This is a genomic window from Bradyrhizobium sp. USDA 4461 (genome assembly GCF_054055655.1).
In genome coordinates, this window is the sequence record NZ_JBSRXM010000001.1 from 3,891,830 (window position 1) to 3,909,663 (window position 17,834).

Genomic DNA, 17,834 nt, shown 5'->3' on the forward strand with positions numbered 1-17,834 from the left:
GGCCAATTAACTAACCAACTGATTTCGACAGGGTCGACGTCGGCCCAACGCCCAGACGCATCTGACCCGTTACACCTGCATGCCGCAGGCCGATTGCCTGTGACTCGTATAACAATCGTTATCTGCCGATACTCTAACCTAAACCCGGGAATCGACGTGTTAGGGTCTATGCGCAGCGCCCGCCTTTGCTATGCTCGATCTCGAAGAGTTGTGCGTCGCAAGGTCACGGCAACAGGAGATCTCGGATCTCTCCCCTTGCCGTGGTGTACCGCGACAGACTGACGTGTTGTTCGAGATCGAGCTCCTCAATGGTGTAGTGCAGGGGAGCGCATTCAGTTTCGACAGATGCTGACCCGGTTTCCAATCGAGACCTTTAAGTCTTTATGCGAGCAACCGCCAAGCTGTATCTGCAAACACCTAGCATCAGAAACCCCGATCGTTGGTTGCCGGATGTGAGCCACGAGATGATTGAAGTCACCCAACTTGAGCTGGCTGCGTTGGGGTTTGCTCGCGTCATTTGGAGGCAGTACTAACATCTCTGAAAGCGAAAGCTCCGACATAGGCTCGGATGGCTTGAGCTCTCCGAAGGGCACCTCGTTCAGCTAAATTGCGGCCGATGGAAGAGAAGAACGCGGCCTCCGGGCAGGCTTTCGGCCGTGTAGGGCTGGCCGTGGATTAGAAAGCGGGTCATCGGGGCATGCTGGCTCGGCAAAAGATCCAAATTTTGGAGCATGTCGATTACGGCAGGCGAAGCCTCTTGGGGGCCGTGCCTCCAATCGTGGCCGAACAACTCTCCGATTTCAGGCACTTGCCGTAGCGGCTGATAACCAGATGCCTGCGCCGCAGACGGCGGTGGAGGGTTTGCCGCCTTGCGGAAGTCGAGCGACGCGGGCGGATTGAGCCCGGGTAAAAGGGCGCCGGACGTATGCGCGACGCCGGTCGGTGCCAAAAGCGCAGCGTCACCCGGTAAAGCGAACTTGGGGTGATGAATGAGTTGAACGTCGTCAGGTCCTTTCGGTCCCAACACAGCCGTGTAGCGCTCGCCGCCAATCTCATAGTTCATGATCGGATGTTCCGCATTAGGCAAGAAGTCCCACTTGCCCAGGGTGGATAGCATCATGTCGGGCGCCAGCTGGGTGCCATGGGAAAAGTCCTTGGGCACTGCGAATGAAACATCGAAGGTGTCACCGGCAGCGGGAGACCGCAGATGGATAAGCTGAACATCATTGCGCCCTCCCGGACCTAACACGGCCGTATAGCGCTCACCGGCAATGTCGTAGGTCTTTACCCGCTCTGCCGCGTCGGGCAACAGACCCCAGTGGCCCAGTTTGGAGCGCATCATATCCGGCGCGGACTGATTGCCGTGGGAGAAGTCGTCTGGAACGACCCAGGAAGCATCAAAGCTTTCGCTGCCGGTCGTGGCGAGGGCAGCACCGCCTTGGTCCATCGTCCTTGCAAGGTACTCTTCAGAGGCGGCAGTCTGCGGTCGGGAGCTCGGCTGCGAGGGGCGAGGATCGAGAAACTCTTCCCCACGGACACTTTGCATCGGTGGGCGGTCGGGCGAGGCCACTTCTTGCCAAAACGCCGGTAAAACACGACGGTCCGCGGTCACGGAGCCCTCCCGATCCGCGGCATCGAAAAGATCTTCCTGGGCGAAGCTTTGCATGGGCGAGGGGACGACTGAACTCGGCCGCGGCCACAGTTCAGGTGCATCGAAAGTTGTGCCTGGCAGCGCGTCCTCTCGATTCAGGGCATGGAAAAGCTCATTCTCGTCGATACTTTGCCGGGTAGAGTGGCCGGCGGAGCTCATCGTCGGCCAAGACGCCGATACATCGTGGGGCATGGCTGGCAGCAGGCTCTCGCGATCTGCGGCATCGAAAAGCTCTTCCTGAGCGAAACTTTGCGCGGGCGAGGAAGCGGGATCGCGCATTCCCTGCCAAAGCAGCGGTGCATCGAAGCTGGAAGCCGTAAGCTCGCCGCTTCGCTCCGCGGCATCAAAAATCATGTCCTGGGCTACACTTTGTATGGGAGAATAAGTGGTTAAGCCCATTTCATGCCAATCCTGCGGCGCATTGAAACCGTCAGCCGCCAATGCGCCCCAGTCCGCGGCGTTCTCAAAAGGCTGCTCTTCGAGGACCTGCCGCGGCGAATAAGCGGCTGGCTGTGTCGGCAGGCGCGAGCTGGCTCCCTGTCCTCCTAAATTGTTCGGCCCGATGATTGCGCGATAGTTGCGAAGCCTATTCAAGGCGTAGATCAGTTTCTTATCATCCGGAAACAAAGTGTCGGCATGACCGAGCAACGCGTCATCACTGAGCTTGGCAATGGACAAGGGGCGAAGTGCTGACGCTAGCTTCCGGAGGCTGCTTGCGTAATTTCCCGCCGTTTTCGGGTCGATCCCTCGACCAAAGCCTGCCTCGGCTGCCTCATTGATGAGCCGTTCATCTTCCTTGCAAGGACGGTAATGTGTTGAGGTGAGCCGAGCGATGCCGTCAGGATTGCGGTAGCGGCTGACCATGAACAATGCTGGAAAGATGACCCTGTCATTTGGCAGCAGCTTTTTGGCGTAACCGAGCAACGTATCGTCTTCGAGCCCAGCGATTGATTTGCCTGACTCTTTCAGCAACTCGGCCAATTTACGAAGTCGCCGATCATAAATGCTCACGGTGACAGAACCCGGCGGTGGCCCTCGCTCAAGGGCAGCGCTGGACGCTGCCTGGATCAGGCGATCGTCTTCCTCAGAGACATCATAAAGCTCCCTGTGTGGATATAGAGGGCCAACATGACCCGCCTCTCCCAAGTGCTGCTCAAATTCGGCTTGCTGCTGTTGCGGTTGCTCCACCGTTGCTTCGGACGCAGCGGGTTCCTGATCGGCTGGGTTGATATTATTGAATCGGTCCATGGTCTCGTCTGCTGGTGTCGTCCTCGTGTTCTCTCGCTAGTACCGTCAGCTTTCCAAAACCTGACGTGGGCTCCTCAGATGTAGGATCAAGGACTGCTGAGCAAGCGCTTCTCCGATGCGTTGCAGTGTGAGCCGCGCCCCAAGATAAAGGCAGCGGCAGATGAAGGGATGCACCCGGCAATCGGCCGATGCTTTTGTACGCCTTTGACGAGACGAGCGAGTGCACAATGTTGGAGTTGAGTTTTATTGCCGCCTGCCACGATGTGTAGGTCGAGATCAGTCATGATCATGGACAGAACGAGTTCGTCGGATGCACGGCAATCCCAAATCGCATGGCTTGTGGGAGCTGACGGCGCGCGCGCCGCCGAATACGGGTCCTCTTGTGGGCGATGCGCGAGCTGACGTCGTCGTGATCGGCGGTGGATACACTGGTCTCTCCGCAGCTATTCACCTCGCGAAGGCCGGCGCGCGCCATCTTGCTGGAGGCATGCGAAATTGGGTTCGGTGGGTCTGGACGCTAACGTTGGGCTCGTCAACCCGGGCGTATGTGGATCATGCCCGATACGCTCTCCGGTACCCTTGGCCATCCGTTTGGGGAACGGCTCACCGAATTGCTGGATGGAGCACCACAAGAGGTTTTTGGACTGATCGAGAGAGATGGGGTCGAGTGCGAAGTCGAACGCGCGGGAACGCTGCATTGCGCGGTAGGCCATAAGGGCTTGCAGGAAATCAGGATACGTGCCGAACAATGGCAAAAGCGCGGCGCTCCGGTCGTGCTGCTTGATGCGGAGGAGACCCGCAGAAAGATTGGCGTGGGCAACTATACCGGCGCGCTGCTAGACAAGCGCGCCGGTACGATTCAGCCGCTGGGCTATGCGCGAGGCTTGGCACGCCTTGCACTTGCAGCGAGTGCGAGGATATTCACTCAGACTGAAGTTCTCACAATCAGCGACATGGACTTGTGCCGGAGGGTCGGCACGGCAATGGGATCCGTATGTGCTGAGTGGGTGATCGTCGCCACCGACGCTTACGGCAACAGACCTCGGTCGCAGATCCGTCTACCTTACTTCAATTTGGCCACGCGGCCCTTGTCAGATCGTCTCAGGACATCGATCTTGCCCGAACGGCAGGGAGCATGGGACACCGGCGTGGTCCTTTCCTCGCTTCGCTTCGATCGGTCAGGCCGTCTGGTGTTCGGCAGCGTTGGCGCTTTACAAGGTATGGGTGCCTTGGTTCACCGAGCCTGGGCGATCAGATCGCTTCGCAGGCTGTTTCCGCAGCTCGATAACCTTGAGTTCGAAACCGGTTGGTTCGGGGCGATCGGCATGACTTCCGACCACCTGCCGCGCTTTCACAAGCTTGGCCGTAACCTGGTCTCGTTAGGTGGTTACAACGGGCGTGGCATTGCACCCGGCAACGTCCTCGGGCGTGTGTTGGCGTCATACGTTCTCGGCCACCTTGCAGAAAAGGATCTACCACTTCCAGTGGCGCCTGTTGAACATCGGCGGTTTCGTGCCGCCCGTGAGGCCCTCTACAGAGTAGGCTCCCAACTGGTTCACCTCGCGGGAGCGCGGCTCTGATCCACCTGGTGGCAGTCGTGTATCCGATCAAGGCGAGTTTCCCCATTCGTATGGCCGTTCTGGCACGTAGCGATCTACGTGAATTCTTGACGTCCGCACTCGCGTGGCCCTGCCGTCAAGCTTGTTGGTCGGCGTCCATGCGCCGTCCTGACGTCCGCGGACTGGCAAACTCGCACCTCCTGCAGAGCAGAAAACCACCCATTCCGTTCATGCGATCGATGACTTCGCGAAAGATTGTTCCTTCAAAGAGATATTCGTATTCGTCGCGTAAAAGGTTGCCCAAGACATGACGCCGTTCGAAATCCATGCAGCAAAGAGTAACATCGCCGTTTGGAAGAAGGACATTGCGATATTGTTGCTTGCCAATACATGTCAACGTTCCGACGACTGGCCGTCGTGCTTTGATGATATGCGGAGCGAGACGTCCTCGGCCGCTACTTAGTGGCCGCAAGCGCTCCAGGTTTCCGGTGGGAATGATGTCGGCGAGGGCGGGATGGATTTTGCCCAGCACGACGAATCGAATTGAGGGAATGTTCGCGTCGAGAAGTTGGCGCATGACATTGAGATAGGACTTTCCGACGAGGCGGCTGTTCATATAACTGCCGTCATCAGGAACATGGACGACAAAAGCCCTGAACTGCAGCATTTGCAAGCGCCGGACGTCACTCCCGTTCATCCCGACAAGGGTCGTGAAAATTCGGATGTCGTGACCGCGTGCGTAAGCATGCTCAACCATGCTGGTGCACGCCGGATGCAGCCAAGGCTCCGAGTAGCCGGCAAAACTGATGTCGGTAGCCTTCGGCACGCGTGCCAAACATCGCTCGAAATCGTGAAGGCCAAGATACTTCGCTTGAGACACAGGTCTTTGGCGATCGGCGAACTTGTCCTGAGAGCAATATGAACAGCGAACGATGCACCCTGCGGTCGTGGTTATCTCCAACACCCTGCGACCAGGACTGGCGGCGCGCAAGCTTTGTAACACCATGGGATATGCCATCATTCTGCCTGGTCCTTCCAGCTGCCTGAGATTTGGAGAAGGAGCGCAGCATTCGGTGCGCAGCGGCTGCTTGGCTTCCCACGCATTGCAAATCCAGCATAGGTCGTTCGGCATGATGACCTGGAACGAGCACCTGCCTCATCCTCACAGCGCCGAGTTTGATGATGCTCAACCGAGGTGGGCTGGTCTGGCGCGTCAACTTCTCCTCTTCGCAGCGGCCGCCACTTAGTACCGTTGGCCGTCATGGGCATCATAGTTGCGTTTCGCGCAACCTGACGAACCCTGGGCGAAGCGGAACGAGCATCTGACCCGCCCGCGCCCGAAAGCGGGACTTCGTATTTCCTCTTGATGAGTGGTGCGGATCGGAGGCCCTCCTTCTTGTGTGCCAGGCAGGGCGATAGCCCCGAATGGTCCCGACGATGTGAACTTGATGATGCGGACGATCAATCCTTGCAGCCCTCCACAGCGGTCGTCCCCGAGAGCTTCCCGTCTCGCCCAGTGCAAGCTCTTGGTCAGGATGATGGATGAAGCAGCCTTGCCACGCCGATGAACAAATTGGCTTTTTGCGGCGGAGCGGCGACAACCGCTTTCGCGGACAAGGATCACCGTGGGCGGTGGTCAGCGCACGGTCCAGCGGCCAAGCAAGGAAATGAATGCGGCAATTAGGCGCTGAAGACTTCGCATTCGGCCTCTTAATGGCGAGGAGGAGCTGCGGTCGCATTGTGTCCTGTTTGATAGCTTGAGCAGCCGCGTAATGCGGCACTAGGCTCCGCTTGCGTAGCGCGAACGGTGCTCTTTGGCTCAATGGAGCGGACGGAGTTGGAAAGTCAATGCGATACTTACCTGCTGGAAATGGTAGGGGAAACCGCCCGGAATTTGCGATACTCTGTTGGAGCAACGACCCGCTCGCAACCGGCACGCCACGGCAGCTCGAAACTATCCATCGCGATCTGTGGATCCCTTGGCTCTCGAGAGAGCAAAATCTGCGGAGATGATCATGAAAACGCAATTGGCGGACTTTCGAGCCGACGACGACGCCTCCAATGTCCCGCTGAGCAAGCTGGATGTAAGCGAAGCCAAGCGCTTTCAAGATGATAGCATATGGGATTGCTTCGAGCGGCTGCGAAGGGAGGATCCCGTCCACCTCTGCCAAGACAGCCACTATGGTCCATATTGGTCGCTAACGAAATACCGCGATATCGTAGACGTGGATACCAATCACAAGGTATTCACGTCGGAGCGGGGTGTTACTATCGCCGACGTGCCTGACAAGCATTGGACTCAGAGTTTCATCAAGATGGGTCCTCCCAAGCACCGCGAGCAGCGCGACACCGTAAGTCCGATCGTCGCGCCGGAAAATCTGACCAGGCTCGAAAGCTTGATCCGCGGCCGCGCCAGAGCGATTCTGGACGGCTTGCCGCGCAACGATGACTTCAATTGGGTGGATCGGGTCTCCATCGAGTTGACGACGCAGATGCTTGCTACGCTATTCGACTTTCCATTCGAGGATCGGCGGCTCTTGACCTATTGGTCGGACGTGGCCGTTGCAATTCCGAAAACTGGTCAGCCGATCGATAGCTGGGACAAGCGAAGCGCGATCTTGTCCGAGTGCTTGGCGTGTTTCACGCGGCTTTGGAACGAGCGCATCAATGCCGATCCGCGGCTCGACTTGATTTCCATGATGGCGCACTCGCCTGCAACTCGACACATGGAGCCGAGCGAATTTCTTGGCAATCTAATTCTTCTGATCGTGGGGGGAAATGATACCACGCGCAATTCGATTACCGGCGGCCTTCTTTTCATGAACCAGCATCCATCCGAGCTGCAAAAGCTGCGCGATAATCCCAAGCTGGTCTCAAGCGCCGTGTCCGAGATTATTCGCTATCAGACGCCCATCGCACATATGCGCCGCAACGCCACGGCCGATATCGTCGTAGGTGGGAAACACATCAGGAAGGGCGACAAGGTCGTGATGTGGTATATCTCCGGTAACCGGGACGAGGAGGTCATCAAGAATGCCGACAGCTTCGTCATCGACCGCAAGAACGTGCGGCAACATCTTTCGTTCGGATTCGGGATCCATCGCTGCGTTGGGCGACATCTTGCTGAGCTGCAGTTGAAAATCCTCTGGGAAGAAATCTTGAAGGCGCGGCTGGAGATCAAGGTTGTCGGCGGACCCGAGCGAATTGCGTCCAACTTTGTCCACGGGTATTCCGCTCTTCCTGTGCGGATTGCAGCTTAGGTCGTGAAGCTCTGGCTAGCAGCCGCTCAGCTGCGCGATCTCGTCTCCCTCTTTGACCACTCTCATCGCCGCGCAACACCGAAAGCGGTGAGTGGCGCGAGGCGTATTGGCGTCTCGGGAGCCGGGCGGCTTTCGGCAAACGTTGAGTGCCAGCGACATGCGACGAACGCAAGTGCTCGATCGAGGGCCTCGGTATTTCCTGCTGTCGGAGGCAGGCCAGATGCCAATGCCAATATTGGAAGGAATCGTTGACAGCGATCGTGATGTGTCAAGCGACGAGCTCAACATTGAAGATCGTAGCGGTGGGCGCGATTTTCTTTGGAGAAGCGCTTTCGATCATTGCAGAGTTGGTCGCCTCAAAGCAGTTCGCAAAGGACGGCGGCGATATGGCTACTCTCCTGCCGATGTTCCTGCTGATATCCTTCGGCGGCATCCTTCTCGTCTTCGGATATGCACTGGGTTACATGTACCTTGAGAACATCTGGGTCATCATCGCGACATCGGTGGGGGCAATTTTAGTGGTTGAACCGATTCTCACGCTCCTGCTGTTTCGAGACGTGCCAACGGTAGGCTCGCTGATCGGATTGGCGCTCGGTGTGCTTGGCACGCTCGCTGCGTTGTTTTTATGAGCATATTCTAGGTACGCTTGGATAGGCCGCATATCGGCGGGTCCTATCCTGAACGGGGAGAAAGGACTTCCGCAACGTCGGTTCCGACTCAATTCGAACGCGATAACAACAGGTTTGTCATGACGGACCGTTCCACATTGAGCCGGATTTACGTGTTGTTGGATCCGTAAACACTTCGGCCGAACAACGCATCTCGCTCCCGGTTAGCAACAGGTTCTCTGCTGCCGAAAGTCTGCAAATCGACATCCGTCCGGTACTTCCTTCGCCGTAGTCTTCCAGTCCGTTCCACGGTTCGGCATGCTAAGCGCCCTTCAGTATTCGGGAAGGCCTTGGTAGGGCTAAGCCCTAGACAAGCCGCCGCCATCGCCAAGTCCTTAAGGAATCGCCGTCACTGCCGATGCAGCCTGGCAGCCCGCATTTCCGTGTTGGTTAAGGCGAGGCAGCGCCGAATGCGGACACGCGTTACGACCCCCTATCCCGCACTTCATGGGTCATCCGTATGCTGCCTCCAGCACCACGACAGCTTCCATCAAATTGGAACTCGGGCAGCCGGGGATTTCTTTGTGCATCCGGGGAGCATCCTTCGTCAGCCAACCGTCAGCCAGGCGGTCTATCCAGGTAGACCGCGCATTGTTGACCCTATGGGAGATGGAACATGACGGGCATTGGCCGACCTGGCGAAGGGGCTGCGGGAGCCGACAGCACGTCGAGATCGAGCAGCGCGCGTTCGGAGTTTAATTTTGCCCCTTTGGAAGGCAACCGAGTTTTCGACTCCGTCGTGGAGCGGATGCGCTTAGCGCCTGAAGGTAGAATGGCGACGCTCGGGAGCCTGCCCTCAGGTTCGGGTGTGGCAGTCCCCATGTTCTCGAGCGATGAGGGGATCAACGCAGCGAAACGAAATATGGACGGCCTGCGTGAGGAACTTGATGCTTGCCACAGTGCTGCCAAGGGCGCTCGGAGCGCGTCTGAGGCGCAAGAGCTGATCGATCAGGTTGTCAAAGCGGGCGCGGCAGTTCTGGAAGACTACGCGAGCCTGCCCCCAGATGTGGCGCGCAGCATTCTGTCCGACGGCCAGGCTCGCCGCGTTCGTGACCAGACGCTGGATGCGGGGAACCAATGCAACGCGTTGGCCGCACCGACTATCTACGCCCTGGAGCAGAGCAGGAAGAATGCGGGAAAGATACTCGAGCGGATGCGCCAATCCAATGCTCCTCCAGACTACCTGATCAGAACGGCTTCCAGTGCGGCAAAGCACTATTCGGCCTGCACGGAGTGGTGGGGAACGAAGGCATTGCGCTCCGAACGGATGCAGTCGGTCTGCGCAGCCACTGCCAACCTGCCAAGTGCAACGGCCGAAACGCGACAGGCTGAACAGGCGACACTACGGCTGCACACCGGCTGGGCACTGTATACGAAATGCGTCCATCTGCAATCGCAGGTCGCTCTCGCGCGGGTCATAATTGAGTCGCAGGCGAGCACGCTCGAGCCGGCCGTCAGGCAAATCCTCTTGGGTGAGAACGGTCGGGCACGCCTACTCGGAACCTTCATGGAGGATGTTATTCCCGCATTCCTCTCGACGGGCGATGCTGTTCTGAACAGCAAAGGACAAGCCCTCGACGCAGAGCACTGCGCCGTTTTGGAAGGAGTTATGGAGCGGCTATCGGAGTTCGCGTCGGCGTTGCCGAACATGGTCGCCGAGCTAAGGAATAACGGAGCGAGTCCCGAGCTTCCGTTGGAACTGTTGGATCAGATCGTGGAAGGAGCGTGGGTCACTGCTCATGAGGTCATGCGCCTCCTGGCAGTGCAGCCGAAGACGCCAGCCATCATCGCACCGCCAACGGAGGCTGGCCTTGCGATGCCGGCCGACCCCGCCGGCAACGCCCCGGCCGCCGAAGGCAGTGCAGCGCGCAGGAAAGGGAAGGGCAAGCGCAGGCAGGCCGGAGTTGCGGGGAGTTCGGCAGCCGGGCAGCCCGAGCCGCAGCCCGCTATGCCCGATGCCGACGCGGTGCGAGCCGCCAAGGTTATTGTGCTCTCGGATCTGGGCACGAAGAAACTTGCGAGCGCGGAGGAGGCGCATGCGAGGACGTCATCGTCGGCGAGGGGACACTTGGCGATATGGCAGGCTCCGCCGTCGAAGGAGGCACTGACACGGCTGCTCGAGCGATTGGACGAACTCTTGCAATTCGATCTGGGCAGTCAGCAAAGAGCCATTTCGCAAATGCGCCACATGAAGCCGGAAGACGCCGACCACGTCGTGCATACTGTGGTCGAGCGGCTGCAGAGCCAATCCGCGGAGATAGAGGCGTGTGCAGCCGCGCTCGACGAACCTCGCCGACGCGGCCTACTCACGCCTGTGCAAGTGCCGGAAGTGCACGACAAATTAGTTCGCCTCAAGGCGATGTTGTCGGAGGTTCAGGGGCAGATACATGTTTTGACGGCACGAAAGGCGTCGATCGAGATCGATTGCATGAAGACCTACGCGTTCCCCTCGCAGAAGTACCTCGAACGATTGCAGGCGGCCGAGGAGTTGACGCCCCTGGAGCCACCGCGCGCGTTGAAGGGCGAGCCAGGAAAGCTGTTCGAGATCAAGCTGCAGCCTGCGCCACTGGGCAACGGTACGGTGCCAAATCCGATGTGGGTGCATATCCATACGAAGCGGCCGGTCTATGCATGGCAGCTGGCGACATTAGATGACGCCGCGTTCGCCGCTTGCCACGTGAAATCCAACGAACAGCGCGGCTACAATCGCCTCTGGCAGAACGCTCGAGCCGCAACGGGCCACGATGACGTCGTGATTCACCGCGGCAAGCTCACGCCTGCGTTCTGCAAATCCTTGTTAGGTGCCGCTTTTAGCAGCTACCCAGGCTATCCTTTTGCCGAGACGGAGCACGGGGTACGCAGGTGATGAGACTTTCGGGAAGACAAGTATCCCGGGCCAGTTTGACGAATCGAATTGGCAATGCACAATACGGTTGCCTATCCATGCTACTCTTGGATGAGGCTACGATGGCCCCAGCATCCAGGCTTCCACGGCCCCCAGAAGGTGCTGGGGCTTTTCGTTCTTCCTCGAGCGCGTTGGGGGCGCGCCCGATCTCGATCCGCGCCGGTGCTGAGTCTAAGTCCGGACGATCCGTCGTTTGGTGGCGCACCGGCCCAGCGGCATCAATGTTCCATTACTCCCACGACCGCTCGGCTGACATCCTCGACATCTGGCTCGATAATGCCATCCTGTAGGCAGACGCCTATGACGGGGGCGGCCAGCTTTATATGGCGGCTGCCCCTGATCGATGCGGGAGGTCAGTGGGCCGCCACTATTCGGGCCAGGGCCGGGTGGCTCAGTATGCCGACGGTCACTTCCTTCATTGATAGTAGCGCGTCGCGGGCTCGCACGGTCGAGCCCTGCGTCAACGACGGCGCTCGCGGAGGAGCAGCTGATCGCATTGAACGCACTCTCGCAGGCTGCTTCCAGCCGATTGCACTCATAGCGTCGCGCCAGAGCGGTGATGCCCATGGCGAAATAAAAATACTGCCCGGAATGCGGGCGTCCGCGCATCAACCCCTCGACTGCCATGGCGAAGCAGTAGCGCTCCGCGCCGCCATCTCGATCAAGCTGGCCGGCGTCATACCGACGTAAGGCTGATGGGATTGGGTGTGCTCGTTCAATGTAACATGTGGGCTGCGCTGGGAACGTCGCGCTGGCTGGCGGCGTGGTGATCCTGCAAGATTTCGACTGCGCGACAGGCAGGCCGGATGTCCACGGACGACTGATCAGCCGGCGCGGCGCCAAGTAAAAGGTCTTGTCGACGTTGACACGATAAGCGAAGTGCACGGTTGCCGTTTTCCATTCGGCATATTCGAATAAGGATTCGTCGGGAGTGGCGGCAATGGCGCGCTCGATCACTTCGAGCAGCTCCCGGCGGGATTTCCCGACATGGCGCATCGGGCGGCTGTTTAGCGCTTGAGGGCAGTTCATCAATCGCGCTATTGAAACAGCCCCGGCCAGCCAAAGCCGTGAGAACATCGGCAATCCAGGTCCCAGGGTTCACGCAAGTGCGACTAGCCGGTCATGGCGGGCGGACGCGCCCGCTACGTATGCACCCTAGCTCAGTTCCAGCGTGCTCAGGCCTGAGCAATCTGGCGTCCTCAGGTTTGGCCACATCGCGTCACGTCCGGCAGTCCATAGCTTGAGATTCTCACGCCTGCGAGCACTGCAAGTCTCTCAGACAGCCCTTTATGCTGCCACTGCGCGCCCTCGATCACCATTTTCACCGACCCGATCCTTGTTCATCACTTTTGAGCCAGACCGACGTTGCTCGTCGGCGTGCGTTATTCGATCCGCTGACCAATCTCGATCGGCGATCGTCAGCGGCAGTTCGAAGATGATGTCAATTGACATGATCGATCAGCGCCGCAGAGCAATGAAGATATCTGCGCTGCGGCTCTGAGAAGTCTTATTGTTCGATCCCACGGTCTGCGAGCAGCCGGCGCATGACCTCGCCTTTGATCTCGCCTGCGATTTGGTTTCGGATTTGGGCTCCGAGCACGCGCTCGGCATCCGGGTCGCCTAGAAGACCGTGCTCGGCCAATCGCTGATCCAGGCGGCTTTGAAACTCCTCGCCCATGGCTTCGACGAGCCGATCTTGCATCGCTTCATATTCGTCCGGAGCGATGCGCCTCAGTACCGTCTCCCAGGGTTGCCAGCGGGTTGCCATGTAGTCGGTGAATTGGCTCGCTTCCTGCTCCCGAACCAGCTCCAGCGCCCGCGCCGCATCCTCCGGAGTTACGTGAGAGACCGACAGGAAACGCATCTCAGGGGCGACGTGAGTGAGCTCCAGCGGCTCGCGCAGAAGGTTTTGATAGGCAAGGTAGACTTCGACGTCGTCTACGTTCGGGTCGACGGTGAGGAGCGATTCAACCCTGTCGCGCGCGATCCCGTCCAGCGCCTCGAGGCGGAAAGCAATGCGGGCGCGCTGGATCAGCTCGCTGAGCCGATCATCATACGACCCATTCTCGACCTCAGCATTGAGGCGCGCGCTCCGCATACCGTTCCAATGCAGGGTAATACGATCCTCGCAGCTCGCGTTGGCCTCGGAAGCCTGTGTGAAAAACTGCTCGCGCAGTCTCGGATCGGCCGCCGCCTGCCGCAGATCGTCAGCCACTGCCTGCCGAAACTCGTCGCTGCCCTGGTTTACGGTCCCTCGTAGCCTCTCCAGGAAGCGGGCATAGTCCTGGGCGCCCGGCTCATCCGCAAAGTGCTGCCATTCGGCAAGCGCTGCGGAGTCGTTCCCGAGCCACTGCGCCGCAGCCTCGTGCAGAGACCGTTGTTCAAGATGCGGTGCAGCCAGATGAGCGCGGACCTCGTCCGGGAGCGGGTTGTCCCCGAACGCAAGCTCCAAATTCGGGTAGTTTAAACTCGATAGGAGATCCTCGGGCAGGCTGGTCAGCCGGTTGCCGCTCAGATTGAGTGATTGAAGCCAGCCGGGAAGGGGTTCGGGAGGGCTGGTCAACTGATTGCTGCTGACATCGATTTCGATAAGCCCCGATGGGAGGACGGGAAGCTCGGTCAGCTGATTGCCGCTAACCGCGAGCGAGGTGAGGCTGGTCGGGAGAGCGTCGGGCAGGCTGACGAGTCGGTTATTGTTTGCGCTTAGGATCCCGAGCCCCGCCGGGAGATCTGCCGGCAGACTGGTCAACCTGTTATCGTTCGCTTCCAGGCGATAGAGGCTCGCCGGGAGCGCGTCGGGCAAACTGGTCAACTGATTATGGCTAACAAGAAGTTCGTTGAGACCCGGGGGCAGCCGAGCGGGCAGGCTGCCTAGCTCGTTGTGCATGGCGCGCAGTTCCCTCAGCCGGGGCGGCAGGGCGTCGGGCAAAGCGGTCAGGGAGAGGGATGACAGATCTACCGAATGAGATCCAACGTTCTCCGCAGCCCTAATTCGTGAGCGCCCCCGTCGCCGATTCTCGGCTTCGCCCTGGCCCTCTTCGGCGGCCCAGTTTTCCAGGATGCGCGCACGCGAAGATGCGGGGGTCCGATATCCTGTCAAGGCTTCGACCCAATCCGCCAAGGCTCGGTTGAAGCCGCCGAGGTAGCTTTCATGCTCCCCATCTTCAAAAGTGTCGAGGGAGGAGTTTGCACTTCGCTGTGCCTGTCCTGTGTTCATCAACTTTCTTCACTGTTAGAATCAAGGAGTACGCCCGGCGCTTCTCAAGGCCGCGAAGCAGGCCGTTGCGCAGCGCAATGATCGTTCGGCGAACGCAGATGCTCCGGGGCTAGCGACTGCTGGCCGAGCCGGTAGGCCTCACACGAGGCCTTCCGAGGCAACTGGATCGATCCTGCTGCCAGGCTTGCTGCCACTTCGTGACTAGATAAGTTCTGAAGACCGTCAACGTGGAAGCTTTCTGACCTTAGCAGGCCCACCTGTCGATCAGCTGACGAGTGTTGCTGCAGGGCAGCCGGTTCGCTCAACCTTGTTGCCAAAGCAGGTCACACTGACGGCTGAGCGGGTCAACCTCTTAAGCTAAGTCGGCGCGGACTGCTTGTTGCTTGGGGAGAGACGCCGCACGCTTGGGAAGATCGCAGCGCCTGTTGCAGGTAGGAGAGGATCGTTTCTCACCCAGGACCAACAGCCCAGTTTCAGGTCACGACAGCAGTGTCGGCCTTCCGACGCCGTGGTTGCCAACTTTTGCCGATCGACCTGTCAGCTTATGGAAAGCTAGATGTCTTAGGCCCTCCTACCTGTCGTCATGGACTGAGTAGGCTCGTTCGTAGGGGGTGGGGATGGATTCTTTTCAGGAAGGACAGATACAGCGGGGCAGTGCCAGCCTTTCCGCGTCTTCCGGCCAAACCGACCGGGAAAACGAAGCGGCGGCGCAGTGGGATGGAGTTGTGTCAGGGTATGCAGAAAGCCCGGCGGTTTCAGCTCATGCGAACGGCGAAATAGACCAAACGCTTGAGAATTGGGCTGCTGAACAGCAGGTGGGCCCGCTGGAGGATCGGGAAGAGGCGGTAAGGCGAGTGAATGCCCGGGATGAGGTCACGAGACTGGATCTCGAATCATTGTCTCTTACCAGTCTGCCTCGACTTCCGACCGAAATCATCGTGCTCGAGGTCCCCTTCAATAGGCTGACCAGTCTGCCCGATAGCTTGCCTCCTTCGCTCCAGCGTCTCGACATCAGGGGCAATCAGCTGACCAGTCTGTCGGCGCTTCCGGCCGAGCTCAGAGGGCTTGATGCAAGCTCAAATCGACTGAGGAGCCTGCCTGAGGTCCTGCCTACAGCGCTCCAGTTCCTCGACGTCAGCCACAATCAGTTGCCGAACCTGCCTGAGACCCTCCCTGCTTCGCTCCAGTTTCTCCACGCCAGCCACAATCGGTTGACGGGTCTGCCGGAGGATCTGCCTGCTACGCTCCAGTTTCTCGACGTCTGCCAAAACCGGTTGACGGGTTTGCCGGAATCTCTCCCTGTCACGCTCCGGTTTCTCGACGTCAGCGAAAACCAGTTGGCGAGTCTACCCGAGGACCTGCTGACGCAGTTGAGCGCTGGTGCCAGGATAGAGCTGCGGGAAAATCCGCTGCCCGAGCAGGTGCTGACGAACCTGGACACGACCCTTCGCGCCGAAGGATATACCGGTCCGACCGTCTACCTTTCACGCGATGACGAAAGTGATGTGTCCGGGACAGACGATGGACAGGCCGATGATCTCGCTGAAACTGTCGCAGGCTGGCTCAGGAGTAATCCGAAGCCGGGCGATCGAGAGCTACTGGCCGTCTGGCAGAGCTTTGCAGAAGAGCCGGGCGCCCAAGAATACGCGCTTTTCCTCGAAAAACTGTTCGACTCGGTCAATTCCAGCAATGAACAATTCCAGCAGTCCGTCGCTGACGATCTGCGCCTGGCGGCGACTAACCCGCAATTGCGCGCGCAGTACTTTCAACTCGCCCTCGACGCCAATCAAAGCTGCGAGGATAGGAGAACTTTGACTTGGAACGGCATGCAAACCGCACGCCTCATCGCAGACGTCGAGAACGGGGCCTACGACGACACGGCCCGACTTCCCGATCTCGTCGATCTGGGGCGTATCATGTTCCGTCTGGACGCGCTTGAGCGGATTGCGCGCGAAAAGACTCACTCGCTCCACTCTGCCTACAACGTCGAAGACATCGACGCCGTTGAGGTCTATCTTGCTTATCAGAACAGGCTGCGCGACCGGCTGGGACTGCAACACGTCGCGCCCGCTATGCGCTATTTTGACGTCTCCGGCGTCACCGATCCCGACATTGACAGTGCGGAGACCTCCGTCCTGAACAGGGAGGCGGCGGAATTCGCCGGCTATTTGGCGACGGACTGGCAGCCTTGGGACGGCCTGGTGCAGCGAATCGCTCCTGAAGACTATGCCATGATGCAGGGCCAGCTCGTTGATGCGATGGGCGAGGAATTCGACAACAGGCTGGAGCAACAGCTCGCCGACAGAGGCTTGGCCGGGAGTGCATCTGATCTCGTCGAGGATGCGAAGCGAGAATTGGGTGCTGAGATTCGCAAGGATATCGCCCGCGAGATCAAGGGCGCTCTAAGAGACAAGGTGTTCAATGATCACGGTCTGAAGCTCTGAGGCGGCTAAAGGAAGCTTAAGCCGATTGAGCGCTTGACCCTTGATAAAGATTTTCGCCGCTTTGCCAAACATTTTGGCTCCCCAGAACTTCTTCGTTGGCGCTCTGATTGCCGCAACTGCAATCTCACGGTTCATTGAGTGCCGACGGGTCCGCAAGACCAAGGCAAAGACGTCTGGCGGGACAAGGCGCGGCGACCTCATGTGTTGGCGTCCACAGCCTACAAAGTGTGGGAAGCAGGAGGGGCTAGTAAATGTATTCCGAGGTCTGCCCGGATCCGGTGCGACCAGATCGGTGCGAAGAAGATCCAGCGTCGAATCCTCAGGCATCGCTCCAAAGGGAGATGGCCAGACTGGTTAGTTGGTTGTCATCGACGGCTGAGCTCCGGAAACCTCAGGCAGGCTGGTTGCTGTGAGCGCGGAGCTCGCGAAGTGTAGGCCGAAGGGCGGGAGGATTGATCAATGGGTCGTCGACGATGATCAGGTGCCAAACAAACGAACGGAATCTCCGATCGCATGCACCACGCAGAGATCGCTCGTGCACTCAATCGGGGATGTGACTCGACGGTCGGACGTCACGCGTCCGGTCAAGGAACGCAAGTCACCGGGCCCGCAGATGCACCACCGCGTTCTTCGATTGCTCTGATTAATGCGCGGACCTCGAAGCCGGCGAGGAGCCACGTGAGGCGCATGTCCTACGTCGTGCGGCCCCTGGCCATAGGGGCGCATCGAGGCTCGATTGATTGGCTTCGTTGATTCCGAGCGACTGCAGCGGAGATTTGCGAATTCATCCATTCCGTAGATGGGCCTGATCAAGAAAATCAATTTTACCACTTATGGCGCCTTCATATATCCGTGGAGCACGGCTTGGGGCCTATCCACGGG

At 59.0% G+C, this 17,834-nt stretch carries 7 protein-coding genes and 2 pseudogenes; 5 read left to right on the plus strand and 4 right to left on the minus strand.

Annotated features, from left to right (window positions below):
- Positions 1-598 precede the first annotated feature (598 nt).
- Positions 599-2,899 carry a hypothetical protein gene (locus tag ACVINW_RS18235; RefSeq protein WP_456752580.1) on the minus strand — a complete coding sequence of 767 codons (2,301 nt, stop codon included), beginning with the start codon at positions 2,897-2,899 and terminating at the stop codon, positions 599-601.
- A 310-nt stretch (positions 2,900-3,209) separates the two neighbouring features.
- Here ACVINW_RS18235 and ACVINW_RS18240 point away from each other — a divergent pair.
- A pseudogene (locus tag ACVINW_RS18240) lies at positions 3,210-4,479 on the plus strand (NAD(P)/FAD-dependent oxidoreductase).
- A 115-nt stretch (positions 4,480-4,594) separates the two neighbouring features.
- Here ACVINW_RS18240 and ACVINW_RS18245 read toward each other — a convergent pair.
- Entirely contained in the window at positions 4,595-5,479 is an 885-nt protein-coding gene (locus ACVINW_RS18245) for an SPASM domain-containing protein (protein WP_456752581.1), read from the minus strand.
- Between the two features lie 988 nt (positions 5,480-6,467).
- Here ACVINW_RS18245 and ACVINW_RS18250 point away from each other — a divergent pair.
- Together ACVINW_RS18250 and ACVINW_RS18255 are read left to right on the plus strand one after the other, a co-directional pair.
- On the plus strand, positions 6,468-7,718 hold the full coding sequence (locus ACVINW_RS18250; protein WP_456752582.1) for a cytochrome P450: 1,251 nt from the start codon (positions 6,468-6,470) through the stop codon (positions 7,716-7,718).
- Between the two features lie 248 nt (positions 7,719-7,966).
- Entirely contained in the window at positions 7,967-8,347 is a 381-nt protein-coding gene (locus tag ACVINW_RS18255) for a hypothetical protein (RefSeq protein ID WP_456752583.1), read from the plus strand.
- A 148-nt stretch (positions 8,348-8,495) separates the two neighbouring features.
- On the opposite strand, the pseudogene ACVINW_RS18260 reads toward ACVINW_RS18255, so the two are convergent.
- A pseudogene (locus ACVINW_RS18260) lies at positions 8,496-8,729 on the minus strand (hypothetical protein); the annotation flags it as partial.
- Positions 8,730-9,002: 273 nt separating this feature from the next.
- On the opposite strand from ACVINW_RS18260, the gene ACVINW_RS18265 reads away from it, so the two are divergent.
- Entirely contained in the window at positions 9,003-11,252 is a 2,250-nt protein-coding gene (locus ACVINW_RS18265; RefSeq protein ID WP_456752584.1) for a hypothetical protein, read from the plus strand.
- 1,546 nt (positions 11,253-12,798) lie between these two features.
- Here ACVINW_RS18265 and nopM read toward each other — a convergent pair.
- Positions 12,799-14,508 (minus strand): T3SS effector NEL-type E3 ubiquitin ligase NopM, encoded by a 1,710-nt coding sequence (nopM, locus tag ACVINW_RS18270; RefSeq protein ID WP_456752585.1) that lies wholly within the window; start codon positions 14,506-14,508, stop codon positions 12,799-12,801.
- A gap of 617 nt (positions 14,509-15,125) precedes the next feature.
- Between nopM and ACVINW_RS18275 the strand changes: the two genes are divergently transcribed.
- Positions 15,126-16,952 carry an NEL-type E3 ubiquitin ligase domain-containing protein gene (locus ACVINW_RS18275; RefSeq protein WP_456752586.1) on the plus strand — a complete coding sequence of 609 codons (1,827 nt, stop codon included), beginning with the start codon at positions 15,126-15,128 and terminating at the stop codon, positions 16,950-16,952.
- The last annotated feature ends 882 nt before the right edge of the window (positions 16,953-17,834 follow it).